This window comes from Leisingera sp. ANG-M6 (genome assembly GCF_000813905.1).
Lineage (GTDB): Bacteria > Pseudomonadota > Alphaproteobacteria > Rhodobacterales > Rhodobacteraceae > Leisingera.
In genome coordinates this window covers 32707-55859 of record NZ_JWLG01000018.1, presented here as the reverse complement: position 1 = coordinate 55859, position 23153 = coordinate 32707, and the positions used below count along the sequence as shown (strand labels likewise).

The following is a 23153-nucleotide window of genomic DNA, read 5'->3' as shown; positions in this document are numbered from 1 at the left end:
GCTCGATCGAAGAGCCGATCACCTTGGCGCCTTTGGGGGCGTTCACACAGGCGGTACGGATCATCCGGAACAGCAGTTCGGTGCCGCTTTCGCCGGCAAAGAACTGGCCGGACTGGGCGTTCATGAACTCGGCCAGGTCTGCCTTGGCCTTGTTGATTGTGGTCTGGGTGGCTTGGCCCGCCGGATTGATACGACCCGGGTTGTCGGGGATGGCGGCGTAGAAGGCTGACGTCTCCGCCACCGATTTCAGCGTCAGCGCGCCGCCGGCGTTTTCAAAGAAGATGCGCTCGCCCTGGAACGGGCAGCTGTCCACATGGGCAAAGCGGCTGCGGATGGCATCGATAAGGGCGGGGTTGTCCTGGATCATGGTCTTGGGTCCTGTCAGATATCAGAGCGCGCGGCTCACGATGGTACGGCACAGCTCGACCACCGCAAGATGGCTTTGCCGGGGGAAGCCGTCGACGCTGTCGTCGACGATTCCGTGCGTGGAGTTGATGAGGCCGCTGGCCACCATGGTGTCCAGAAGCAGCGCCTCGCGTTCGGGGGTGTGCAGCAGCTTGGCGTTGCCCGCGCGGGCGGCCATGGCCGTGGCAATGGCGGTGCAGCCCCAGTTGGAGCAGGCTGCGGTGACCAGCACGTCGCAGGTGGTGACGGCGCCGATACCGCCGCCGCAGCCGCATTGGCAGGTATCGCCGTAAGGCACATGCGCCTTCACATGGTCCGCCACCTTGCCCATGCCGATCTCATTGCCGCCGTCGCCGACCGCAACCACGGGGATGCCGCGGGCCAAAGCCTCGTCGAACAGAAAGTCCACCCGCGCCCGGCCCATGCCGTAGTCGATGCCCTTCATCGAGTGGTAGACGCCGTATTCATTGCGCCCGACCCGCTCGGTCGAGAACAAGAGGTCCGGTTGCAGCTCGTCCAGCATCTGCACGCCCTGCGCCTGGCCTGCTTCGTCTTCGGTGGCATAGGGCAGCATCACGATGGTCGCGAGGCTCTTGTCGGCGCGCGCGATGGCCGCCTGCTCCAGCGAGACTGGAAACAGCCCCGCTGCCTGGCAGGTGCTGCGGATCGCGGGCAGCAGCGTCTCCTCGCACAGCATCACGCAGGTTGCATTGCGCGCCAGCACCAGCGCCCGGGCAATCGCCGCCGCGCCGGAGGGGCCGTCGTTCTCACCCAGATCAGGCGTGATCCAGGCGCGCGACACCGAGCCGGTAGTCAGCACCACGGTGCCGCCTTCGGGCACTGCCATCAGCGCATCCGCCGCGGCGCCCACCAGCGAGCCGTCCTGCAGTGCGCGGGCGGCTTCAAACAGATGCTCGACACCGCGCTCGCCCATGTCGATATTCACCAGCTGGTCCAGACGGTTGTCGAGCCGGGTGATCAGGTTTTGGTCTGCCATTTATGTCTTCCCGAATCGCATAACACCGAGAGCGGCGCCCGGCCTCGGAGGGGTGCGAAGCGCCCCCCCGTGGGGGAGGCCGGGCGCTGCCCGGCCTATCAGCCAGGCGGGACAAACAGTTTCAAACCCCATCTCAGCCCTCTCCGAACAGCAGGTTTGCAAACCACGCCGCATCGTCCAGATGCGCCGCAACGTCCCTCAGCGCCGTAACCAGGCATTCTGCCACTGCCGCGGCGCCGCCTGCCCGCGCCACCGCGCCGGAGGTCGGCTTCAGCCGGATCGAGACCCGGCCGCCGGGCTGGCCGTGGGTGTTTACGGTGACAATGCCCTTATCACGCAGCATCAGCATGCCCGCGGCGGCAGTGACCTCGGCAGGCACCCGCGCGGCAGAGGGCTTGCCCGCCATCTCCAGCACGATCTCCATCGCATCCTGTTCGTCAATCTTCGGCCCCAACGCCGAGCGGCTGACCCGCTCCGTGCCAAGCGCTGCCTCCAGCGCCACCGCTAGGTCTTGGCCGTCCTTCGCCTCCTGGATCAGCAGATCGGGGGTGAAGCCCTGCAGGCTGCGCATGGCGCCAACAGCCACCGGCGCCCGCGCTTCCATGCCCAGCTCGCTGGCCTTGGCCTGCACCGGCACCAAGGCGGCCGGATCGCCGCACAGAACGCCTGCGCGCGGACCCGATAGCCCTGCCTTGTCGGCATTGGTGATGACCAGATCGGCCCCGAACGTGAGCGACGCGCCGCCGCCATGCAGCACCGGGCGGAACCGCGCGCCATAGGCGTCGTCCATGAACACCACGCAGCCTGTCGCCTTGCCTGCCGCCGCAGCCGCGCGGATCAGGTCGTCAGGCAGCATCGCCAGCTCGGAGGTGACCGGCGTGATCACCATCAGCGCGGGCGCATCCGCCGCCAGTGCGGCTTCAACGCCGGCCAGATCGTGGACCTCATTCACCGCAGCATTGGCCAGTTTGGCGCCGCGGGTCACCGAGGCATGGCTGCGGTCGCCCGCGGGCACCAGCGACAAGACCGGCTTGCCGCCGGCATGGGCCAGCACTGTGGCCACGATGCCTGCGCTGGTGCGATTGACCACCGCTGCGGCCTCATCGCCGCGGCCACCCAGATGGGCAATCGCGGTCTGGCGCAGCTCCTCGCCAAAGAGGCCCGGTCCGACCCATTCCTCGCAATTGACGCTCAGGTCCTCGGGCGTGGCCGGATAGAACCGCAGGTTGCCGGTGCAGATGGCGATCTTTTCGATCCCCTCGCGTTCAACAAAGCCCGCCGCGGCCCGGCCCGCCTGAGCCAGCCGCCGCACCTCATCCGCCGAGCCTGCCAGCAGCGCTCCCCGGGCGTAGCCCACGCCCGGGTCGATGGCATTCCCGAAACGGTCGGTGCTCATGCCTCCGCCTCGATGTTGATGGTCACGCATTTGCGGTAGGTATAGGCCTCCAGCGCGCCCTCAATCGAGTATTCGCTGCCCATGCCCGACTGCTTGGTGCCGCCATAAGACATGCCCGGGATCTGGCCGCCGCCCTGGTTCACCTGGATCCAGCCCGCATCAATGGCGCGGGTGAGGCGGGTGATGCGGCTGACGTCATGGGTAAAGAGGAAAGCCGCCAGCCCGTAATGGGTGTCATTGGCCATTGCGATGACTTCTTCCTCGGTCTCAAACGGAATGGCGACCATGACCGGGCCGAACACTTCTTCCCGCGCGATCCGCCACGTGTTATCGACGCCGGTGATGATGGTCGGGTTCGGGCAGAAGCCTGCCGGATCTTCGGCCGGGGTTTCCCCGATCAGGAATTCGGCGCCTTCAGCCTCGGCCTCGGCCACAAAGCCGCGGATCTCGCCATAGCGTTCGGCATTGACCACAGCACCCATGTCCGCATCCGGATCCAGCGCATCGCCCACTTTCAGCGCCGCGGATTTCTCTGCCACCTTCGGCATCAGCACATCCCAGATGTCCTTATGCACAAACAGCCGCGATCCGGCGGTGCAGCTCTGCCCCTGGCGGGCAAAGCGCATAGCATTGGCCACCTGCTGGGCAGTGGAATCCAGACGTCCGTTTTCAATCGCATCCGGGAAGACGATGGTGGGGGATTTGCCGCCCAGCTCCAGCGTCAGCTTGGCAATGCGGTCTGCGGTGGCCTTGCCAATCAGCTTGCCCACTTCCGACGAGCCGGTGAAGGAGACCTTGTCGACCCCGGGATGCGCGGCTAGCGCGGCGCCAGCCTCTTCGCCGAGGCCGGTGACCACGTTGAACACGCCCGGCGGGAACAGCCCGTCGGCCAGCTCTGCCAGTTTCAGGATCGCCAGCGGCGCATCCTCAGCCGGTTTCAAGACCAGGCAGTTGCCGGTGGCGAGAGCCATCGAGATTTTCACTGCGCCCAGCTGCAAGGGCGAGTTCCAGGGGATGATCGAGCCCACCACGCCGTGGGGTTCGCGGGTGGAATAGCAGAGGAGGCCCGGCCCCAGCGGCAGGGTTTCGCCCTTCTGCTCGACCGCGACGCCGCCGTAGTATTTCAGCACGCCCGCCGCCCCCAGCGCCTCGCCGCGCGACTGGGTTTTGATCGCATTGCCGCTTTCCGCCGCCAGCACCCGGGCCACTTCTTCGGCGTTCTCTTCCAGCCGGCGGCCGAGTTCCGCGAGCAGCTTGCCGCGTTCGGCAGCCGCAAGGGAGCGCCACGCAGGCAAAGCGGCGCGGGCGGCCTGGACGGCCAAATCAACCTCGCGTGCCGTGCCGCGTCCGACCTCGCAGATAGCCGCGCGGCGGGAGGGGTTCTCGATGGTCAGCGTCCGGCCGTCCTCAGGCCGGTGCCAGGCCCCATTGATATAGCTCCCGGCCAGCCCGGCGCCGGGCAGTTTCGGTTCTAGAAGCGTTGTCATCCCTGTTCTCCTTGGCGAGATCGGTATTCAGAAAAGTCAGGTGCGCCGCCCTGGGGGAGCCGAGGCGGCGCAGGGCCCGGATGAGAGCGGATCCGGCCCCGGGAAGTCTCAGAGCTTGGCCTTGACCACGGCCCAGGCGTCGTCCAGCGCGCCCTTGAACCGCTCGGTGGCAGCCTCGATTTCGTCCTCATTAATGATCAGCGGCGGCATGAAGCTCATCCGGTCGCCGATCGCGCGCAGGTACAGCCCGCGGTCATGGGCAAAGTTCTGCACCAGCTCGCCCACCTTCCAGGAGGGATCAAACGGCTCGCGGGCCTTGGCATCCTTCATCAGCTCAAAGCCGCAGAACAGACCGACACCGCGCACCTCGGCCACCAGCGGATGATCCGCCATCGCGTGACACTTGGCCAGGAACTTCTCGCTCACCTTGCGGACATGGCCGACCAGGTCGATCTCGTCGTAAATATCCAGCGCTTCGAGTGACACTGCCGCACCGACCGGATGGCCCGCATAGGTATAGCCATGGCCGAACACGCCGACCTCGTCGGAGTTCTTCATCATGTCCGCATACATATCGTCCTTGAACATCAAGGCTGAGACCGGGAAGAAGGCCGCCGACAGCGCCTTGGCGCAGGTCACCATGTCGGGCTTCATGCCCCAGGTCTCGGATCCCCACATGTTGCCGGTACGCCCGAAGCCGCAGACCACCTCGTCGGCCAACAGCTTAATGTCATACTTGCGCAGAACCGCCTGCATCTGCTCCCAGTAGCCCTCCGGCGGCATCAGCGCGCCGCCGCCCGAGATCGCCGGCTCGGCAAAGAAGGCGGCAATGGTTTCCGGGCCTTCCGACAGGATCAGCTCTTCAAACTTGGCGGCCATGCGGGCCGAGAATTCCTGCTCGCTCTCGCCGTCGATGTGGAAGCGGTAGTAGTTCGGCAGCTCGGTGTGCTTGAACTCAGGCAGCGGCAGGCCGAATTTGGCGTGCATATGCGGCTGGCCGGACAGCGACACGGTGGCGATGGTGTTGCCGTGGTAGCCGCGCACCCGGCCGAGCACCTTGCGCCGCTCCGGCTCGCCTTTGGCAGTGTTGGTGTACCACAAGAGCTTGATCGCCGTGTCGTTGGCTTCGGACCCTGAACACTGGAACATCGCCCGCGTCATGCCGTTCGGCGCCATCGCGGTCAGGCGCTCGCCCAGCTCTGCCACCTTGGGATGCGAGCGGTTGTAGAAGGTCGGCGCAAACGGCAGCGTGTTCATCTGGCGCATGGCGGCGCTGGCCAAGCGCTCATTGTGATACCCAAGGGAAACACAACCGAGGCCGGAGAAGCCGTCGATGATCTCACGCCCTTCGCTGTCATAGATAAACACCCCCTTGCCGTGAGTGATCATGGTCGGCCCATTCTCGGAATGCTGACGCAGGTTCGACTGCGGATGCACGTGGTGGGCTTTGTCCTGCTCGATCGAGCGTTTCGCGTCGGCGTTCATGTCTGGCTCCAATGGAATTCTTAGAGGCGATTTCACATTCAACTTGACTGAAGTTCAATCTCGAAGTTTTCTCACTTTCGTGAAATGAATTCAGGCTAAAATCTATGAAACCACTCCTCGACCTGCGCCATCTGCAGCTGATTCAGGCTGTTATTCAGACCGGGAGAATCACTGATGCGGCCAAGATGCTGGGTGTCACCCCTTCTGCTCTGTCCCACCGTCTTCGCGAAGCAGAGCGCCGCCTGGACGTGCCACTGTTCACACGGATGCATAAGAAACTCCGAAGAACTCCCGCCGCGGACTACATGGCAGTTGTAGCGGAACGCATTCTCTCTGACCTAAGTCGAGCCGAAGAGGACGTGCGCCGCATGAATGCCAACGTCCAGCATGTTGTCCGCCTGTCAGTGGAGGCCTACAGCAACTACCGCTGGTTGCCCGCTTTCATCAAATTCCTGAAATCCAGCACAGAAGGCATAGACCTGCAGATCATGGCCGGAGCCAGCAGTGACCCGCTGAACGGAGTGTTGAACCGGCACATTGATATCGCGGTCATGTCGGGCACGGTCGCCCAGGCGGGCCTGCGCAGCCTGCCCCTGTTTGAAGACCCTCTGCTTTATATCATGTCCCCCGGCCACCGGCTCGCCGGCCGGGACTATGTCGAAGGCTCCGACATCGTAGGGGAGCCCTTCATCACCTACACCAAAGTGCCGGAACCCGACCGCGAGTTTGCCCTGCTGTTCCGCCCCACTGACAGCTACCCGAAATGGGCCGCCACCGTCGAGTTGCCCGAGGCCATCGTCGAACTTGTTGCTTCCGATCTCGGCACAAGTGTCCTGGCGAGCTGGGCTCTGCAAACAGCTCTCAACGAAGGCCGGATCGTTGGCGCCCGGGTGACACAGGACGGGATTTCAGTGCCCTGGTGCGCCGCCATCCGGGCCGAGGACATGGAAGAGGGCGATCCGATCTATCAGGTTGCCCAGCTGCTGTCGGAATGGTGCAGCCTGCCGGATGCAGGGTTCCACGTCGTGTAACGGAAAAGGGCGGCTTCTGCCGCCCTTCCGATGCGCTGGTCAGCTGCGCGCCCGCGCCATCGCCGGGTCGTAAAGCGGACGGGTGCTGGCCGTTGCTTTGATTGCGCGGCCGTTCACCATCACCTCATAGTTACTGTCTGCCAGATCTTTCAGGGTCATGCCCTCTTCCTTGGCCACATAGCCCAGGCCGACGGCGCTTCCGGCGGTCCAGCCATAAGTCGCCGAGGTCAGCCGCCCGACGATCTTGCCATCACGCAGAATGGGCTCCTTGCCAAAGATCAGCGCTTCGGGGTCCTCCAGCTTGAAGCTCAGCAGGCGGCTGGCGGTTCCTGCCGCCCGCTTGGCCTCAATCGCCGCTTTGCCGGTGAACTCTGTTTCAAGATAGCAGGCAAAGAACAGACCGCTTTCCACCGGGCTGTCATGCGGGCCGATGTCATGGCCCCAGTGGCGGAAGCCCTTCTCGATTCGGCAGCTGTCCACCGCCATGCCGCCGCAAAGCCGCGGGGCATCTTCGGCTGCCATGACGGTTTCGAACACCGCTTGCGCAAACTCGGCCGGAACATGCAGCTCCCAGCCCAGCTCGCCCACATAGGTGATCCGCTGCGCCCGCACCGGACAATGGCCCAGATGCAGATCCTGGAAGCTGCCGAACGGGAAGGCCTCATTCGACAGATCCGCGCCGGTCAAACCTTGCAGAAACTCCCGCGAGCGCGGCCCCATGATGGCCAGGGTTGCCTCGGACGCGGTCACGTTGACCACGCTGACGCCGGTGCCCTCCAACTGGGTTTTGAGCCAGCTTTCTGTCTGCGGTTCGGCCCCTGCCGAGGCCATCACCATGAACCGGGTACCCGAGAGCCGCGCAACGGTCACATCGGCCTCGATCCCGCCCTGTTCGTTGAACATATGGGTATAGACCAGCGCGCCGGGTTCCACCGCCATGTTGGCACCGCAGAGGTGCTGCATCTGCGCCTCTGCTTCCTGCCCGTCGACAATGAACCGGCCAAAGGTCAGGTCGATCATGCCGAGGTCGTTGCGCAGCGCCTCATGCTCGGCTTTCCAGTCGTCAAACCACGGCTCGCGGCCAAAGCCATCGGTCATTTCGCGGCCATAGTACAGCGGCCGTTCCCAGCCGTTGGCGCTGCCGAACTGGGCACCCGCTGCCTTCAGATGGCCGTAGTAAGGCGTGCGGCGCAGCCCGCGGGCCTCGGTCTTGCGCAGGTAGGGCCAGTGCATCGCATAGGCATGGCCCAGCGTCTCCGCCGCCTTGGTTGCCGTATAGCTGCGCGCATTCAGCGCCGGCACAATGCGGCGGGAGTCCACATCCGTCAGGTCCATGGTCATATGCCCGGCCATGATCCACTCCGCCAGCGCCTTGCCCGCGCCCGGCCCGTTCTGGATGCCGGTTGAGTTGAACCCGGCAGCCACCCACAGGCCTTTCACATCCGTGATCGGCCCCAGGTAGTGCTTGGCGTCCGGAGTAAAACACTCCGGCCCGTTGAAAAACTTGCGGATGCCGCTTTCCGCCAGCGCCGGAACCCGCTCCATCGCCGCTTCCAGCACCGGATAGAGGTGTTCCTCGTCGCAGGGCAGCTCGTCGAACTCAAAACTCTCCGGCAGACCGCCTTCGGGCAGCCAGGGGGTAGCATTGGGCTCGGAACAGCCGATCAGCAGCTTGCCGGCATCCTCCTTGTAGTAGGCGTATTCATCCATCACCCGCAGCACCGGCAGGTCGCCTGTGACGCCTTCGATGGGATCGGTCACCACATAATAGTGGTTGGTGTAATGAAGCGGCACCTGCACGCCGTGTCCCAGCCCGAACTCGCGCGCCCACATGCCGGTGGCGTTGACCACATGCTCGGCCCGCACCAGGCCTTGCGCGGTTTCCACGCCAATGGCACCGCCCCCTTCGATCACCACACGTTCGACCTTGGTGTCCTCAAAGATCTGTGCGCCATTTGTCCGCGCGCCCTTGGCCAGCGCCATGGTGGTGTCGATCGGGTTGGTATAGCCGTCTCCCGGGAACCAGAAGGCGCCCTTGGCGTCATGGGCGGACAGCAAAGGCCAGCGCTCCAGCGCCTCACTCACGCTGATCTCTTCCGCCCGGATGCCGCAGCCGTGGGCGTAATCCACCTTGCGCCGCAACTCCTCCATCCGGGCATCACTCAGCGCCAGCGTCATCGAGCCATTGCGCTTGAAACCGGTGTTCTGGCCGGTTTCGTCCTCCAGCCTCTCCATCAGGTCGAGACCGTATTTGGCAAGCGCCGTCATCACCGGCACGCCCTGGGTTTCGCTGACCAGCCCGGCAGCGTGCCAGGTGGTGCCCGAGGTCAGTTTCTTGCGCTCGAACAGCGCCACCGACCACCCCGCTTTTGCGAGGTGGTATGCTGTTGCACAGCCGACAATACCGCCGCCGACAATGGCGACCTGCACATCCTGGGGAAGGGTCTTTGCCATGTCCCTAGCCCCGCAGCCGGTCGTTTTCAGGATCGTAGAACGGCACCGCGGCAACGGTGGCTTTCACCGGCTGGCTCAGCACTTCGATGTCAAAGACGTCGCCCGGCTGAGCCTCAACCGTCAGATATCCCAGCGCAATCCGTTTACCGATGCGGAACCCGGTGCCGCCGGAACTGACATAGCCCACCGGCTTGCCATCCCGGCAGATCGGGTCAGAGGACAGCGCATCCGCGCCATGGCCGTCCAGCACAAAGGCAGTGAAGTGGTAGTCCTTCGGCTGCTCTGCTTGGCGCAGAAAGGCATCGCGGCCGACAAAGCTGTCTTTCTTCTTGCTGACGAACCGCTCCAGACCCGCATCAAAGGCGGTGTATTCGATGCCGAAGTCCGCCCCCCAGCCGTGGTAGCCCTTTTCGATCCGCATCGCGTTCAGGGCGTAGGAGCCAAACTCCACCATGCCTTTGTCCGCGCCCTGTTCCATGATAGCGCTGTAGACGGCAACCAGATCGGCCGAGCGCATATGCAGCTCCCAACCCAGCTCGCCCACATAAGAGACGCGCAGCGCAATCACCGGAGCACCGGCAATGGTGATCTCGCGCACCGACATCCAAGGTGCGGCCTCTTTCGACAGATCGTCCTGTGTCAGCGGCTGCAGCACTTCGCGGGACTTTGGCCCCATTACCATCAGTGCCGCGTCAAACTTCGAGCCGCGCGTGAGGCTCACGCCCTCTTCCGGCAGGAACTGCGACATCCAGTCATGATCGCGCTGGTCCGCCAGGGTCGGGCCGCACAAGAGGTATTTGTTCTCGTCCAGCCGGGCGATGGTGGCCTCGGACCAGATCTTGCCCTTGGGCGTCAACATGTAGCTGAGCTTGACCCGGCCCACCGCGGGCATCGCGCCGCAGAACACATGGTTCAGGAACTCTGTTGCCTTGGGGCCCTCAACCTCGTAGCGGGTAAAGCCGCCGTGATCCATCACGCCCGCATTGTCACGCACGCCTTCGCATTCGGCTTTTACCGCATCGTACCAGGCTTCGTGATGGAAGCTCAGCCCGCCATCGTCTTTGACCGCATCACTTTCGAACCAGAACGCCCGCTCCCAGCCGGCCACCTGGCCGAACACCGCGCCCTTCGCTTTCAGCGTATCGTAGAGCGGCGTTGTCTGCACCGGACGCCCGGCTTTCCACAGGCGGTGCGGATAGGGGATCGCGTACTGGTTCTCATACAGCTCGCTGGAGCGTTTGACAGTGTAGTCAAAGGTTGCCCATTCCTCCCCAAAACGGCGCGGGTCCCACATCGACATGTCCCACTCGGGCTCGCCTTCGGTGATCCACTCGGTCAGGGTCTTCGCCGCCGCTGCCGAATGGGTGATGCCAACCGGGAAACAGCAGGCGTGGTAGAAGTTCGGCAGGCCAAAGGCCGGGCCGCACAAGGGCGCGCCATCGGGGCTGTACGGGATCGGGCCATTCACAAAGCGGCTGACCCCCGCCTCGCCCAATAGCGGCACATGCTCCAGCGCCGCCTCCAGGATTTCAGCAATGTCATCCACGCTGTCGGGATAAAGCTGGTTGGCAAAGCAGTCCGGCATGCCGTCGAGCCAGGCCGGGCGGCCTTCGTGGCCGTAAGAGCCCAAGAGCAATCCGTTCCGCTCGCGGCGCAGGTAGTACATGATGTCCGGGTCACGGACGAGCGGGAAGTTCTCGGGGTTGGCTTCCAGCTCGGGCAGGCTGTCGGTGACCAGATACTGGTGCTCCAGCGTCACAACGGGCAGTTTCTGGCCGACCATCTCCCCCACCACACGGCCATAGTAGCCGCCGGCGTTGATCACGATGTCACAGACCACATTGCCCTTGTCGGTCACAACTTCCCATTCGCCCGACGGGCGGCGGTTGATGCCGGTGACCTGGGTAAAGCGCGCAATCTCGGCGCCCAGATCCCGCGACCCCTTGGCCAGGGCCTGGGTCAGCTGCGAGGGGTCCACGTCGCCTTCGTAAGGGTCGAGAATACCGCCGATGATGCTGTCGCCCGAGCTGAAGTAGGGATGCATATCGTCCATCTCGGAGGGCGTCAGCATCGCCATGTCATAGCCCAGGCCCTTGGAGATCCCCACCAGGTGCTGGAACAGGTCCATCCGCTCTTGCGTATGCGCGGGCCAGAAGGCGCCGGTGTGACGGTAGGTGATCGGGTAGTCCACTTCCTCCGCCAGATCCTTGTAGAGCCGCCAGGCGTAGTTGCCCGCGCGCATGCCGCCCCAGCTGTTGGCATAGGTCGGAATGTTGCCCGCCGCATGCCAGGTCGAGCCCGAGGTGAGCTCGTTCTTCTCGATCAAGAGCGTGTCGGTCACGCCCGCTTTGGCCAGATGGTAAAGGGTTGAGACGCCAACGGCGCCGCCCCCGATGATGACAACTTTGGCTTGAGTTTTCATGGTCTTACGCTTTCAGAATCTCGGGCAGGTGAATGGGCAGCCGGGCGCGGATGGCGGCCTCGGCCGCCGCAGGCAGATGGTCCGGCGCGGGCATGGCTTCGACTTCGGCCACCCGGGCCAGCGCCCGGTCCCAAACCGTCAGCGCGCCGCTGTCCAGCCAGTCGTTCACGCTCTGGCGGTCGCCAAGCTTGGGATAGACATATTCCTTGGTCATCAGGTCCAGGGTTTGCCCGGTACCCAGGAAATGCCCCTCTCCGGTCACCACCTGTTCGATCATGTCCAGATCGATGGCGCCGTCGAACATCTCCACCCCGCGCACCGAGCGCAGGATCGCGCCGCACATGTCGTTGTCGATCACCAGCGCCTCTTTGCTGGCCGCCATGATCGAGCCCAGCATGCCAACGCTGAGGTTGATCATGTCGGCCCCGCCCTGTGCCGCCAGCGCGATGGTATAGCCTTTCTCATAACCCGACTGCGCATCCGCGGTCTTGGCGTCGGTCATGCCCGCCGAGACGGTCGAAGGCAGGCCGAGGTTCAACAGCAGCTGCGCCGCCGCCGCATTGGCCACCGCCGCCTCGCCCGAACCGCCGGTCATCGCGCCGGTGCGCAGGTCCGAGATGAAGGGCAGGAAGGCCAGAATGCAGGGGAAGCCCGGCCGCATCATGTTGACCAGCACCAGCCCCGCCAGCGATTCCGCCAGGCCCTGCGCCAAAGCGCCGGCCAAAGCCGCCGGGCTGGTGGCGCCGGCCTGCGCCGCCGAACAGATCTGCAGCGGCATTCCCAGCCGCACGCATTCCCGCATCACGCCGCAGGCTTCCTCGGCCAGAGTCAGCGGCGGCACAACATGGCAGATCGAGGCAAAGCAGAACGGCTGTGCCCTGAACGCCCCCTCGCCGCCCAGGGCCTGATCGAACATTTCGATCACTGGTGCGACATTATCCGGCTCAAAGAAGCTGGTGCCGATCGGCTTTGACGTTGCCTTCATCGCCGCAAAGGCGGTATTGATGTCCAGCGTCAGCGGGTCCTCAAGATCGCGCGCCACAACCGGGCGCAGGCTGTAGTGGATGCTGTCGCAGGCATCGACAATGCGCATCAGCCCATACAGATCCTGCAGCGTCGAATCGCGGAACGCCTGGGTTGCCGCATCCAGCACCTGCACGGCCGCGCCGCCGGTGCCGATATGCACCCGGCCGCCGCCAACTTCGATCCCCCGGTCGCGTTTAAATCCCGGCAGTTCGACCCGCTTGCAGGCCTTGGCAATCATATCCTCGACCAAGCTGCGCGGGAAGGTGATCCGCCCGTCCGCCCGCGCGACAGCCCCGTTTTCCAGCGCCAGATCGCGAATATCTTCAGGCGCTTGCGACACGCCGATCCGGTCCAGGATCTCAAAAGCCGTGTCGGTGATATACGCAAGCTTGCTGTCATCCAGCGGCATAAAGCGGCCGCCCGCAGGCGGTTGGGTCAGCTGTGGCGCAGAGGGGTTGGCTCCCCGTTTAGATCGTGTTCGCCGCATTTGCGCATCCTCATTGGTGTTTGTCTTGGTGGCATCTTAAAAACACCAAAGGATTAGCTCAATTCCATTATTTGCACACCTTGATGAACGAAATTCACTCAGAAATCTGTAAACCCCCTCAGCCGCAATGTCCTGCGGCTGAGGAAAGCAAGAGGCCTCAGCCCTGCGCCGCCGCGCGGTCCGCCAGCACCCGGTCAAGCCAGGCCGGGTCCATTTCGGGGACCGACGACAGCAGCAGATCGGTATAGGGCGCATGCGGCGGCGAGAAGATCGCCTCTTTGGCGCCCTGCTCCACAACCCTGCCCTGCTGCATCACCACAACCTCATCTGCGATCGCGCGCACGGTCGAAATGTCGTGGGTGATGAACATATAGGCCAGATCATGCTCCTTCTGCAGCTTGTCCAGCAGCCGCAGAATGCCTTCCGCCACCAGCTGGTCGAGGGCCGAGGTCACCTCGTCGCAGATCACCAGCTTGGGCGAGGCCGCCAGTGCCCGGGCAATGCCGATCCGCTGCTTCTGGCCGCCCGACAGCTCGGACGGCAGCCGGTTCATGTACTGATCCGGCTCCAGCTCGATGTCGGCCAGCAGCGCCCGGATCTCCTCGGTCAGCTGTTTGCCCCTCAGCCCGCAGTAATATGTCATTGGGCGGCCGATTATATCCTTGATCCGCTGCTTGGGGTTCAGCGCAGTATCAGCCATTTGATAGATCATCTGCACCGCCTGCAGCTCGGCCTTGCTGCGTTTGCGGAATTCCGACGCCAGCGGCGCGCCGTTCAGCAGCATCTCGCCGGACACCGGCGGCAGCAGCCCCATCAGGCTGCGTGCAGTGGTGGACTTCCCCGAACCGCTTTCCCCGACAACCGCCACGGTGCGGCCTGCGTGGAAATCCATCGACACGCCGTTCAGCACCGGGCGCGCTATGCCTGGGTATTGTGCGGTCACGTTTTTCAGCGATACCACCGGCACTTGCTCCTCAGCCACCGGCGCTTTCTCAGCCGCCTTGAAGGAGCGCACGGCCCAGAGCGACTTGGTATACTCCTCCTTGGGGTCGTTCAGCATGGTTGCGGTATCCGCTGCCTCGACCTCTTCGCCATAGCGCAGCACCATGATCCGGTCCGCCATCTGCGCCACAACCGCCAGGTCATGGGTGATATAGATTGCCGAGGTGCCGAACTCCTCGACGATATTGCGGATCGCCGACAGCACCTCGATCTGGGTGGTCACATCCAGCGCCGTGGTCGGCTCGTCAAAGATGATCAGGTCCGGACGGCAGGCCATCGCCATCGCCGTCATTGCGCGCTGCAGCTGGCCGCCGGACACCTGATGCGGATAACGGAAGCCGATCTCCTCGGGGTTCGGCAACTGCAGCTGGCGGTAAAGATCAATTGCGTCCTTCTCTGCCTCCTCCTGGTGCATCAGCCCGCGGCGCACCGGGAATTCCGCATGCTGGCTGATCAGCTTGAAGGCCGGGTTGAAACTGGCCGCCGCCGATTGCGCCACATAGGCAATCCGGGTTGAGCGCAGATCGCGGCAGGTCTCGCGGCTGGCGCCGGTCAGCTCGATCCCGTCGAAATGCACGGTGCCGCCGGAAAACCGGCAGCCGTCGCGCACATGGCCCATTGCGCCCAGGCCGATGGTGGATTTGCCGGCGCCGCTTTCGCCGATCAGCCCCAGCACCTCGCCCTTGCCCAGAGTCAAGTCGACGCCTTTCACAATCGGTTTCCAACGGTCCTCGGACAGGCCTTCGATCTGCAGGTTCTGCATCACCAGCAACGGGGTTTGTGTATCGGTCATTGTTAGCCCCTCAGGTTTTCAGGCCGCTGGCCTTGTGCAGCATCCAGTCGACGATAAAGTTCACGGCAACCGTCAGCAGGCCGATGGCGGCCGCCGGGATCAGCGGCGTCAGATCGCCGAATGTGATCAGCGAGGCGTTCTCGCGCACCATTGAGCCCCAGTCCGCGGCCGGCGGCTGAATGCCCAGCCCCAGGAAGGACAGGCCCGAGATGGTCAGGAACACAAAGCAGAACCGCAGCCCGAACTCCGCCACCAGCGGCGGCGCCGCATTGGGCAGGATCTCCTTGCGCATGATCCACCACAGGCCCTCACCCCGGACCTGCGCCGCCTCGACGTAGTCCATCACCACGACCCCCATCGCGACAGCGCGGGCAATCCGGTAAACAAAGGTGGCGTATATCAGCGCGATCACCCCGATCAGGCTGGTCACTGAGGCGCCAAATATGGTCAGCAGCAGCAGCGCAAAGATCAGCGTCGGGATCGAGATCACCACATCCACCGCCCGCGACAGCACCTGATCGACCCAGCCTTGCAGCACTGCGGCAAAAAAACCCGCTGCACTGCCGACGGCAAAGGCGATCATCGTGGTCACCAGCGCGATGCCGATGGTGTTGCGGGCGCCATAGATCATCCGCGTTGCCATGTCCCGGCCCAGGCTGTCGGTGCCCAACCAGTTCGCCGCAGACCAGGGCTCGTATTCATAGCCCACCACTTCGCTTTCGCCAAAGGGCGCCAGCAGCGGCGCGAACACCGCCACGAAGATGTAGAACAACACGACCGCGATGCCGAATTTTGCGGTCAGCGGCGCCTTGCGCAGCTCATGAAGTATCGCGTTCATGGTTATTTCCTGTGCAGCAGGCGCGGGTTGGACGCGATCGAGATCAGATCGGACGCCAGATTGAAGAGGATATATGTGGCTGCAAACAGCAGGCAGGCGGTCTGCACGACGGTAAAGTCCCGCTTGGCCACGCTATCGACCAAGAGCTGCCCCATGCCCGGATAAACAAAGACCACTTCAACGATCACCACGCCGACGATCAGATAGGCCAGGTTGATGGCAATCACGGTGACAATCGGCGCAATCGCGTTGGGCAGCGCATGAATAACGATCAGCCGCCGCTGGCTTGCCCCTTTCAGCTGCGCCATTTCGATAAAGGGCAGTGCCAGGAGGTTGATCAGCGACGCCCGCGTCATCCGCATCATATGGGCGGTGACAATCAGCGTCAGCGTCAGCGCCGGCAGGAAGGTGCGGTAGATCCGGTCGCCTAGGCTGGCATCCTCGGACAGGTTGGCAATCGACGGGAACATCCCCAACTCAACCGCAAACAGCCAGACCAGGATATAGCCGACAAAAAACTCGGGCACCGAGATTGCCGTCAGCGTTGCCACGTTGATCGACTTGTCTAGAAAGGTCTCGCGGTACAGCGCAGCAATCACCCCCAGAAGCACCGCCAGCGGCACCGAGATCACGGCAGCAAAACCTGCCAGGAAGAAGGTGTTGTACATCCGCTCGCTGATTAGGTCCTTGATCGGAATGCCCGAGATCAGCGAATTGCCCAGATCCCCCTGCAAAAACCCGCCAAGCCAGCTCAGATAACGGGTATGTGCAGGCTGATCCAATCCCAGCTCGCGGCGGAAGGCGGCCAGGTTCTCCGGCGTTGCGGACTGCCCCAGCACCTGCTGGGCCACGTCGCCGGGCAAGAGCTCGATCGACAGGAATATCACAAGCGACACGACGAAAAGCGTCAAAAGGCCAAGCGCCAGCCGCTGGACGAAAAGCCTGAGTAGATAGTGCATTTGATGTCTCTGAAGCAGAGTTCAGGAAACTGGCGGGGCGCCTGCCCCGCCAGCCGTTTCCGGTTTTAGGCTTTCCACCAGCGCTCGATGGCCTTGTAGCCGTCCAGCGCCCAGTTCGAGGCCACGTCTTCGCCATGCGCCACATCGGCGCGGCGGGCATAGACGAAGTTGCGGAAGAACGGGATCACCGAGCCGCCTTCATCGCGCAGAAGCACCTGCATGTCGCTGTACATCTGCGCCCGCTTGCCTTCGTCCAGCTCGGACCGGGCCGCCAGCATCAGCTGCGAGAACGTCTCGTTGCTGAACTGGCTTTCGTTCCAGTCGCCGGTATAGGCGGTGGCAAAGATCATGTCCGGCACCGGGCGTGCGCCCCAGGAGCTGGTGAAGAAGGGTTTCTTCATCCACACATCCGACCAGTAACCGTCACCTGGCTCGCGCACGACCTGCACGTCCAGCCCGGCAGGCGCCGCGTGCTCGCGGTAGAGCGTCACCGCGTCCACCGCGCCGGCAAACAGCGAGTCCGACACGCTGAGCGCTACGCTCAGGCTGTCCAGCCCGGCTTCCTTCAGGTGGAATTTCGCCTTGTCCGGGTCATAGGCGCGCTGTTCGATCGACGCGTCGTGGAACGGCATCGACGGCGCAACCGGGTGGTCGTTAGCCACTGTGCCATGGCCGCGCAGCACCTGCTTGACCAGCGCTTCACGGTCAACGCCGTATTTCAGAGCCAGGCGCACGTTGTTGTCCTGGAACGGCGCCTGCGTGCTTTGCATGGCAAAGGTCGGGTGGAAGCCGCCCGAGATCGACTCGATCTCGACGTTCTTGTCGCGGCCCAACAGGCCCAGCGTCTTGTATTCGGCGGACTGGACTGCGTCTATCTCGCCGGTGACCAGCGCGGTGGTGGCCGCACCGCTGTCGGAGATCAGCAGCACTTCGACAGTGTCAAAGTTGGCCGCGCCCTCTTTCCAGTAGTCCGGGTTGCGCTTTAGCACGGTTTTGACACCTGGCTTCCAGCTGTCCAGCACATAACCGCCGGTGCCGGTGCCCGACATGTCCAGCGCGCCATCGGCACTGACCGGCATGATCTGGAAGTGATAGTCCGACAGGATGAACGGGAAATCCGCATTCGGCGCCGACAGGCTGAAAACCACGGTGTCGCTGCCGTCTGCAGTGATGTTCTCAACACCCGCCAGCAGCGATTTCGCACCCGAGGTCGACTCTTCGCCGCGGTGCAGGTTCAGCGAGGCAATGACATCTTCCGGAGCCAGCGATTTGCCGTTGTGGAAGGTCACGCCCTGGCGCAGCTTGAACACCCAGGTCTGGGCATCGTCCGACGACCAGCTGATTGCCAGCTCCGGCTTCAGCTTGTTGTCCGAACCGATCTCGGTCAGGTTATTGCGCAACGCCCAGCCGACCATGATCTGCTGCGAGCCGCTGGCCTCGGCCGGGTTCAGCGTGTCGCTGGTGCCGCCCTGGTTTACCGACAGGCGGAATGTGCCACCCCTTTGCGGCTGCGCCTGCGCCGCCCGCGGCATCTGGCTCAGGCCTGCCAGCGCAACCGAGCCCGCCAGAAAGCCGCGTCGGCCGATCTGAAGGCTGGATCCGAATTTCGTCATTTTGGGTCTCCTCCCCTGCAAAGTGCGTTAGTTCATTTCCGCCAGCTGGCGGTCCCGCGCGTAGTGGTCCGGATGGGCCTCGCCCCAGATCCGGATAGCTTTGTCTGATGTTGCGATGTCGTCCGGGTCGGTCACGTAGCTCAGCAGCAGGCTCTGCCGCTCGCCGCCCTTGGGCGCCGTGACCCGGTGCAGTGTGTAGCCGCCGCGGAACAGCTGCAGATCGCCGGGGCGCAGTTTCAGGCTGCGCAGGTTACTGCGGTCCCCGTCCAGCACCTTCTGCACTTCGCCGTAATTCTCATCCTCACGGCTGCGCAGGTTCGGCACATATTCAAACGCGCCTCCGTCTTCGGTCTGCTTTAGGCCGAACGAGACGGTGAAGTCGTTGTTGTCGAAATGCCAGGCAAACTCGCAGCCTTCCGGCTGCACGTTCACATTGGTGCAGGCATAGGGATCGCGGTAGGTGTAGAGCTTCTCGTACCCCAGCGCCTCAGCCACGAACCGGCACAGGTCCGGATTCTGGAACACCGACCAAATCACCCCGCCGCGGGCAAATTTGTCGCCGCGCACCATGCCGTGGCGGCGCGGCGAAAACCGGTTCAGCGGATGATCCTCGGGCATGCCCTCGGGTGGCTGAGAGAAATAGGGGTTCAGGCTGGCTTCGTGGTAAACCGCCTCCGGCGCCAGCCCTTCGGCCTCCGCCTGCATTGCAGAAAGGACTTCAGGCCGCACAAAGTCCGCCAGCTGGGCGCAATTGACGTTGTTCAACCCCTCTGCCGCGGCCTCCAGCATAGCGTTGTAGCCAGCGCTGCCAGGCTGATCAAGCGGGTAGGTTTCCACGTCAAACAGCTCTGCAGTCGAAAAAAACGCGTGTGCAGCTTGAGCCTCTGTTTCGGACATTTTCCCTCTCTCCCTGCTATGCCCCAGCCACGGGAGGCGCGCTCCAATACCCGGGAATCGTTTGGTAAGTATTTGAAAGGAAACGACAGTTTCGCCTATCTAGGTGGCTGTCGAACGCAGGGAGCAGTATTTGCAGAGTGTTGTGTTATTTCAATTTAATAATAATACCATTATCCTGAAATTCATTCACACAGCGGTACAAACAGGCAAACCAATATACCCAAGCAGTCATGCTGCTTGCGTAGCCGCCAACGTCCTGAGTGTTTCGTCAGGTCGATTTATCCAACGGCTTAGAACCTTTTTTTCTTCAACACCTTCGCGTGGTTCATCGATCAATTAGCCAAGCGATGCTTCGCGGCTCCCGTCTGTTCACAGTAACCCTCACCTGTCAAATCCATGCCGGAACCAGTTGAAACAGCTATGACAGGCTTCAGTGGGATCGCTGTCATACCCGAGAGACTATCTCTACCATCGTTCTGTCCAGTAGGGCTGGCAAGGGGCAGATTCACTTCACCTGAGTCGCTCCAAAAGCCGCGCTACTTTTGAACAGCTGCTTTGCAGAATGTACCTTGGGTGAAAGGATAGAGATGAATGTCGCTAAATAGGCACTCTCGCCAACTCAACCATTCGCAGATCACAATTTTGCAAAGGTACTATCTACGTTTTGTTCACCCTGTGCTGCTTTTAGTTTGAAAGATATTGCCCTGTGGACAGTGAAGGTCCGCCTTCACTGTCAATTGGTTTCGCTCTCGCAAACGCAGCGAACGGCTGCTTTCTCCGCCCGACCTGCTTGAACTGCTCTGGCGACGTACCAATGATCTGAATGGCAAATTTGGGCTGCGAGCGGCCGACTGCACCCGCAGCATTTTTTGAGCAAATCAATGATCACAAAGGGCTCATATCGCAAGTTCGGCGCGCTAGGTGTGAACGGCTGATCTCCGAGACAGCGGCTCTTCACCTGGTCGGGATTGAACTAGCAGTGAGCGGGACCGAGCGGACATTCGCTGCCGCTGCAGCATCGGTTACGAAGTACATCAGCTTGCACAGGAAGCCGACATTGGTGCCACATGCGGCGGACGGCAGGAGCGCGCCTAAGCCGGCTAGGGGCTTCGCTTGTGAAGTGCTGCTAGGCAAGCGATGACTAAATTGGGTTAAACCGCCGGAACCGACGCCCCGCTGTCAATCAAAGCCAATTGGTTCTGGCCGACACAGGCGGCCTTGAACTGCCATCTTGCTTCATGATGGCACCGCGACGCAGTTTGCCTACAGTGAAACAACGGATGTCAGTAAACACATGAAAACCAGTCTCACATTAGTTTCCTTGGGGTTGTGCCATTAGCGTGCGTTGCTTTTGGGCCTCCTGTAGGCGTTCCGGCCAAGTTGACTTTATGAAAGCTAGAACGTCCCAAACATCTTGATCGGATAGCGTGTCCTCGAATCCCGGCATTCCACTGATGACTCCCGTTACACCCATGCTCAAGAGTGCGGCTTTCCCCCCAAATTTGGTATAGCTGAACAGCAAGGCATCATCGTGGTGCCAAGTATGACCTGTACGGTCATGCGGTGGCGCGCGAAGCACGCCATCTCCATCAGGTGACTGCCAATCCTCCTGCCCTTCAAGATTCACGCCGTGGCAACTGGCGCAGTGTTCGCCATAAAGCTCTTCACCTCTTGAAAGGTCAGCGTTGGCCGGTTGCACCTGCGCTTGAGTTGAACCAACCCCAACCAAGGAAGCAAAAGCTCCAGCTAAGGCGGTCTTCTTTATGGCGGAAATTGTTCTCATGTAACGTCCAACCAAGTCTTCATACCTGCGGCCTGACGACAATTGAGGTTCATGCCATTGTTCCTTTCTGTGCCGGGCTTGCTTTTCTGCGAAATCTTCAACCACCGGAATGATCATCCAGAAGATAGGTCGCCATTGCCTTACGGTCGTTCTCGGTCAGAAAAGCAGTTCCATAGAGAACAACCTCCCCCATCGTTCCGCCAAATGCGTCGCCATCCGGCATCACGCCAGTACGCAGTGCGTAAGCCAGGCTGTCGACGGTCCAGCCGCGTTTCTGAAGCGACAAGTAGTCGATGGCCGGAGCTTTCCCGCCGCCAGGCAGGGCATCACTACCCTTGAAGTGCTCTGTGTCTGTTTTCCGGGCTCCGGCCAAATTGCGCCCGGTGTGGCACGCCGCACAATGCGCGGCTCCCTCAACCAGAAGCCGCCCGCGGTTCCAAACATCACCGCTCCCAGGGACAGGTTCCGTTCTTGGAGGTTCAAGAAACGCAGCGCGCCAGAGCTTCAGCCCCCATCGCTGGTTGAACGGAAATGCCATCTCTTGCTGCCTGGACGGCTGGGCCACAGCCGGAACTGTCTGAAAGGCGGCCCAGAGATCAGCAATATCCTGATCCGTGAAGTTGCTATAAAACGGGTAGGTGAAAGCCGGATAATAGGGCTGACCGTCAGGGGAAACACCCTGGCGGACAGCCTGAGCAAACTCTTCAACCGTCCAATTGCCTATTCCATGTTCGCTGTCCGATGTGAGGTTGGGCGAGTACAGAGTACCGAATGGGGTTTCTAGCTTTACTCCACCCGCCAAAGGTGCTCCGCCGTTAGAAAAGTCGGTGTGGCAAGCGATACAACCAGACGCTCTGGCCAGATAAGCTCCGCGGTTCACATCTCCCTTGAGGTTAAGCTCGCTCAGCGGCACACCGATAGGCCAAGCGACCACTGCGGCGAGCCCTGCCGACGCAGTAACTGCCGCGGCAAGGACAAAACGAAACATGCGTTTCATAATCCGAATTCACTCTTCGCGGAAACGAGTATGGCACGCTGAACAGGTTTGGCTCAGCATTAGGAACACACCGTCAGCAGGCATCTGAGACAGGGCCTCAGCACTTGAACTGCCGCCCATCATTGCGCCGCCCCCCATCATGCTGCCGCCCATCATGCTTCCTGAACCCATATGAGATGATCCCATCATTGTGCTGTTGGACATCATGCCCGTCCCTTGGGCTTCTGACATCATCAACCCGTTCTGCGCCGCCGAGGCCAGACCATCAGAATAGGTCTGCAATTTTTCTGCGAGATCGACAAAACCTTCCCAATCGGCCCATATCTCAGCCTTGGCTTCAGATGGATGCCCATTTGAACCCTCCGGAAAGAGCGCCGTCAGGACTTCACCCGCATGGGCTCCAATTTTTTTGGCTTCCCGGCGGACTGCCGCTGCATTATAGGCCGTTTTTCCCTGCATCATCGGAGCCAGCACTTTCATGCTGTCTTTCATAACTCCCATGCCATCCATCCGTTCCTTTACGATGCCTGTTGCACCGCTATGGGCATGAGCAGCGACAGCAATGAGCGACGCCAATGCGGCGCCGGAAACCAGTTTGGAAAGTGTCATCTTGTTTTCCTGAAATAGTTTGAGATTGCGCTTTGAAGGCGCAGGATCAGTGCTCAGGAAAGGTAACGGGGAGGCGGCGGATCAAAGCCAGTGATCGTAAACGGCCTCAACAGGGCTATCGGCATATCATCACGAGAGATTTGCTTGCTCGGCCTCGTTGAAAGGCAATTGCCTATGAGAACAGCAAAGCCACCACAGAGCAAACTGCCATGACAGTGTTCAGTATGGCTACTGCCCGCCTGTTCTTGATCAGTGTCCTGAGCAGTGACAGCGATATGCGCTCCGCCGCCAGCCCCGTGTGCATCTGCCTGACTTGCAGACAGGAAGATAACTGCGACGAGCAGACCCGCAGCCAGCAGCAAATACCCGGTTTTTAGTCTGCCAAAGTGGCGCACTGCTCAGTTTATCCTGTTTTCGTGGCTAAGTTCACGGACACAGACAACGATGCCTTTCCTACCGATCCAGGTCAAGC

16 protein-coding genes and 1 pseudogene are annotated in these 23153 nt (G+C 62.1%); 1 reads left to right on the top strand and 16 read right to left on the bottom strand.

What is annotated here, in order from left to right:
• The 5 genes and pseudogenes from RA24_RS22815 to RA24_RS16900 form a co-directional block, all read right to left on the bottom strand.
• Positions 1–367: pseudogene (locus RA24_RS22815) on the bottom strand (aminotransferase class V-fold PLP-dependent enzyme); the annotation flags it as partial.
• 21 nt (positions 368–388) lie between these two features.
• A complete protein-coding gene (locus tag RA24_RS16915) occupies positions 389–1402 on the bottom strand; it encodes a glutamate cyclase domain-containing protein (RefSeq protein WP_039193121.1) in 1014 nt (337 codons plus the stop codon).
• 133 nt (positions 1403–1535) lie between these two features.
• On the bottom strand, positions 1536–2798 hold the full coding sequence (locus tag RA24_RS16910; RefSeq protein WP_206540665.1) for a hypothetical protein: 1263 nt from the start codon (positions 2796–2798) through the stop codon (positions 1536–1538).
• Entirely contained in the window at positions 2795–4285 is a 1491-nt protein-coding gene (locus tag RA24_RS16905) for an aldehyde dehydrogenase family protein (RefSeq protein ID WP_039193120.1), read from the bottom strand. The genes RA24_RS16910 and RA24_RS16905 overlap by 4 nt, the downstream gene beginning before the upstream one ends.
• 108 nt (positions 4286–4393) lie before the next feature.
• Positions 4394–5770 carry an aminotransferase gene (locus RA24_RS16900; protein ID WP_039193119.1) on the bottom strand — a complete coding sequence of 459 codons (1377 nt, stop codon included), beginning with the start codon at positions 5768–5770 and terminating at the stop codon, positions 4394–4396.
• 104 nt (positions 5771–5874) lie between these two features.
• On the opposite strand from RA24_RS16900, the gene RA24_RS16895 reads away from it, so the two are divergent.
• Complete coding sequence (locus RA24_RS16895; protein WP_082020382.1) at positions 5875–6801, top strand: LysR family transcriptional regulator; 927 nt, start codon at positions 5875–5877, stop codon at positions 6799–6801.
• Between the two features lie 39 nt (positions 6802–6840).
• On the opposite strand, the gene RA24_RS16890 is transcribed toward RA24_RS16895, so the two are convergent.
• From RA24_RS16890 to RA24_RS16845, 11 genes are all read right to left on the bottom strand, one after another.
• Complete coding sequence (locus tag RA24_RS16890; protein WP_039193117.1) at positions 6841–9255, bottom strand: GcvT family protein; 2415 nt, start codon at positions 9253–9255, stop codon at positions 6841–6843.
• A 4-nt stretch (positions 9256–9259) separates the two neighbouring features.
• Positions 9260–11677: a GcvT family protein gene (locus RA24_RS16885; RefSeq protein ID WP_039193116.1), complete on the bottom strand. Its 2418-nt coding sequence runs from the start codon at positions 11675–11677 to the stop codon at positions 9260–9262.
• Positions 11678–11681: 4 nt separating this feature from the next.
• Positions 11682–13190 (bottom strand): trimethylamine methyltransferase family protein, encoded by a 1509-nt coding sequence (locus RA24_RS16880; protein ID WP_082020381.1) that lies wholly within the window; start codon positions 13188–13190, stop codon positions 11682–11684.
• A 157-nt stretch (positions 13191–13347) separates the two neighbouring features.
• Entirely contained in the window at positions 13348–14985 is a 1638-nt protein-coding gene (locus RA24_RS16875) for an ABC transporter ATP-binding protein (protein WP_039193115.1), read from the bottom strand.
• A 10-nt stretch (positions 14986–14995) separates the two neighbouring features.
• Complete coding sequence (locus RA24_RS16870; RefSeq protein WP_039193114.1) at positions 14996–15823, bottom strand: ABC transporter permease; 828 nt, start codon at positions 15821–15823, stop codon at positions 14996–14998.
• A 2-nt stretch (positions 15824–15825) separates the two neighbouring features.
• Positions 15826–16782 carry an ABC transporter permease gene (locus RA24_RS16865; RefSeq protein WP_039193113.1) on the bottom strand — a complete coding sequence of 319 codons (957 nt, stop codon included), beginning with the start codon at positions 16780–16782 and terminating at the stop codon, positions 15826–15828.
• A gap of 65 nt (positions 16783–16847) precedes the next feature.
• Positions 16848–18395 (bottom strand): ABC transporter substrate-binding protein, encoded by a 1548-nt coding sequence (locus tag RA24_RS16860; protein ID WP_039193112.1) that lies wholly within the window; start codon positions 18393–18395, stop codon positions 16848–16850.
• A gap of 27 nt (positions 18396–18422) precedes the next feature.
• Positions 18423–19292 (bottom strand): HalD/BesD family halogenase, encoded by an 870-nt coding sequence (locus tag RA24_RS16855; protein WP_052269619.1) that lies wholly within the window; start codon positions 19290–19292, stop codon positions 18423–18425.
• 1312 nt (positions 19293–20604) lie between these two features.
• Positions 20605–21192: a c-type cytochrome gene (locus tag RA24_RS22055; protein ID WP_342586310.1), complete on the bottom strand. Its 588-nt coding sequence runs from the start codon at positions 21190–21192 to the stop codon at positions 20605–20607.
• Positions 21173–22072 carry a c-type cytochrome gene (locus tag RA24_RS16850; RefSeq protein WP_039193111.1) on the bottom strand — a complete coding sequence of 300 codons (900 nt, stop codon included), beginning with the start codon at positions 22070–22072 and terminating at the stop codon, positions 21173–21175. The genes RA24_RS22055 and RA24_RS16850 overlap by 20 nt, the downstream gene beginning before the upstream one ends.
• Before the next feature lie 9 nt (positions 22073–22081).
• Complete coding sequence (locus tag RA24_RS16845; RefSeq protein ID WP_039193110.1) at positions 22082–22681, bottom strand: c-type cytochrome; 600 nt, start codon at positions 22679–22681, stop codon at positions 22082–22084.
• Positions 22682–23153: the final 472 nt, after the last annotated feature.

Excerpts from the sequence above, each read along its gene's own strand:
- RA24_RS16865 (WP_039193113.1), bottom strand. The coding sequence starts at position 16,782 with ATGCACTATCTACTCAGGCTTTTCGTCCAGCGGCTGGCGCTTGGCCTT.
- RA24_RS16905 (WP_039193120.1), bottom strand. The coding sequence starts at position 4,285 with ATGACAACGCTTCTAGAACCGAAACTGCCCGGCGCCGGGCTGGCCGGG.
- RA24_RS16915 (WP_039193121.1), bottom strand. The coding sequence starts at position 1,402 with ATGGCAGACCAAAACCTGATCACCCGGCTCGACAACCGTCTGGACCAG.
- RA24_RS16900 (WP_039193119.1), bottom strand. The coding sequence starts at position 5,770 with ATGAACGCCGACGCGAAACGCTCGATCGAGCAGGACAAAGCCCACCAC.
- RA24_RS16885 (WP_039193116.1), bottom strand. The coding sequence starts at position 11,677 with ATGAAAACTCAAGCCAAAGTTGTCATCATCGGGGGCGGCGCCGTTGGC.
- RA24_RS22055 (WP_342586310.1), bottom strand. The coding sequence starts at position 21,192 with ATGATCATTCCGGTGGTTGAAGATTTCGCAGAAAAGCAAGCCCGGCAC.
- RA24_RS16855 (WP_052269619.1), bottom strand. The coding sequence starts at position 19,292 with ATGTCCGAAACAGAGGCTCAAGCTGCACACGCGTTTTTTTCGACTGCA.
- RA24_RS16860 (WP_039193112.1), bottom strand. The coding sequence starts at position 18,395 with ATGACGAAATTCGGATCCAGCCTTCAGATCGGCCGACGCGGCTTTCTG.
- RA24_RS16870 (WP_039193114.1), bottom strand. The coding sequence starts at position 15,823 with ATGAACGCGATACTTCATGAGCTGCGCAAGGCGCCGCTGACCGCAAAA.
- RA24_RS16895 (WP_082020382.1), top strand. The coding sequence starts at position 5,875 with ATGAAACCACTCCTCGACCTGCGCCATCTGCAGCTGATTCAGGCTGTT.
- RA24_RS16845 (WP_039193110.1), bottom strand. The coding sequence starts at position 22,681 with ATGACACTTTCCAAACTGGTTTCCGGCGCCGCATTGGCGTCGCTCATT.
- RA24_RS16875 (WP_039193115.1), bottom strand. The coding sequence starts at position 14,985 with ATGACCGATACACAAACCCCGTTGCTGGTGATGCAGAACCTGCAGATC.
- RA24_RS16880 (WP_082020381.1), bottom strand. The coding sequence starts at position 13,190 with ATGCGGCGAACACGATCTAAACGGGGAGCCAACCCCTCTGCGCCACAG.
- RA24_RS16910 (WP_206540665.1), bottom strand. The coding sequence starts at position 2,798 with ATGAGCACCGACCGTTTCGGGAATGCCATCGACCCGGGCGTGGGCTAC.
- RA24_RS16890 (WP_039193117.1), bottom strand. The coding sequence starts at position 9,255 with ATGGCAAAGACCCTTCCCCAGGATGTGCAGGTCGCCATTGTCGGCGGC.
- RA24_RS16850 (WP_039193111.1), bottom strand. The coding sequence starts at position 22,072 with ATGAAACGCATGTTTCGTTTTGTCCTTGCCGCGGCAGTTACTGCGTCG.